Raw genomic sequence first — 1,390 nt, 5'->3', positions numbered from 1 at the left:
CTATTTTAGGCACTAGCAGTGATGCTTTTGTTCTTTCCCTTTCTTTAAAATTTCCTTTAAGAGTGGAACACTTAGTTACTAAAGTGGGACAGCCTCTTAAAAATCCCAAAATTATATCTCATTTACACTTCTAAAACAATGAAAAATACTAATTTTTGCGCATTATGAACAAAATGTCATTTAAACAATTTTTTATTTTAAACAAAATATAATTCAAAAATATTTTTTAGGCGAGGTTCGCCTGCAACATTTACAAATTCTCTAAAGTTTTCGTAAATCAAATTTCAAATTTTCTTCACAGAAAGGCACTAATATGTTTAAAAAAGCTATTTTTATGGCTATTTTTAGTCTGTTTTTTACCGCAAGCGTTCAAGCTAGCGACGATCAAGTTGGCGTAGTAAGCGCTCAAAATCCGATGGTAGTAGATGAAAACGCTAAAACTATTACTATCTTAGCCAAGGTAAATGGCAAGTATCTTACTGAAAACACTCGCCACGCAGTAGTTTTCAAAGATGGAAGATTTGGCGATAAGCCTGTGTTTATCGCACTTGCAAATCAAAACGATTTCTACCAAGCTATGAAAAAAATAGGCGCCAAACCAGGCAACAATATGACTCTAAAAAATGGCCCTGAAACACACGTCGAAGGCGACAAGATCAAGATCGAAGTAACATGGAACGGCGCACCAAAAAGCTACGACATCAACGAAGTCATCACAGATAGTAACGGCAAACCAATCGACATGCGTTTTGGCGGCAACGAAGCGACCGCAAAGAGCTTTAACACAGGCTGCATCGCATGCTTAGATAGCTGCTCAGTCGGCATCATCTCAAACCACACCTACACTCACGGTGCAGTTGAAAAGCGTGGTGAAGTCGTATTTCACGGCAACAAAGACGTTTTACCGCCTGATGGCACATTTGTAGCGATCAGCTTTAGAGTTGCAAACTGATGCAAGCTTTTAGAGCCTTGTATTACGCGTTTTGCGCTTTGCTTTTAGGGCTTAGCGCGGCGCTTTTAGTCTCGCTATCAGTTTGGCTCGAGATGCGCGTGCACAACCGCTATATCGTGGCTGGATTTTTCGTGGCTGGGCTACTTTACGGGCTCTTTCAAAAGCGCACGGCTATTTTTGCGCTTGCTTAGATAGCTGCTCAGTCGGCATCATCTCAAACCACACCTACACTCACGGTGCAGTTGAAAAGCGTGGTGAAGTCGTATTTCACGGCAACAAAGACGTTTTACCGCCTGATGGCACATTTGTAGCGATCAGCTTTAGAGTTGCAAACTGATGCAAGCTTTTAGAGCCTTGTATTACGCGTTTTGCGCTTTGCTTTTAGGGCTTAGCGCGGCGCTTTTAGTCTCGCTATCAGTTTGGCTCGAGATGCGCGTG

Annotated in this window: 2 protein-coding genes; both read left to right on the top strand. The window is 41.7% G+C overall.

Annotation, left to right across the window (positions count from 1 at the left end; all coding sequences use genetic code 11):
* Positions 1 to 313 precede the first annotated feature (313 nt).
* Positions 314 to 952, top strand: a complete 639-nt coding sequence (locus F3G86_RS10165; RefSeq protein ID WP_149723780.1) for a YdjY domain-containing protein — start codon at positions 314 to 316, stop codon at positions 950 to 952.
* An 82-nt stretch (positions 953 to 1,034) separates the two neighbouring features.
* Entirely contained in the window at positions 1,035 to 1,289 is a 255-nt protein-coding gene (locus F3G86_RS10160) for a hypothetical protein (RefSeq protein WP_149723779.1), read from the top strand.
* Positions 1,290 to 1,390 lie beyond the last annotated feature (101 nt).

This window comes from Campylobacter concisus (assembly GCF_902460595.1).
GTDB classification, from domain to species: Bacteria; Campylobacterota; Campylobacteria; order Campylobacterales; family Campylobacteraceae; genus Campylobacter_A; species Campylobacter_A concisus_BL.
This window is presented reverse-complemented; position numbering and strand designations above follow the sequence as displayed.

What these genes read in the sequence shown, in the direction of transcription:
- F3G86_RS10165 (WP_149723780.1), top strand. Translation starts at nt 314, where the DNA reads ATGTTTAAAAAAGCTATTTTTATGGCTATTTTTAGTCTGTTTTTTACC.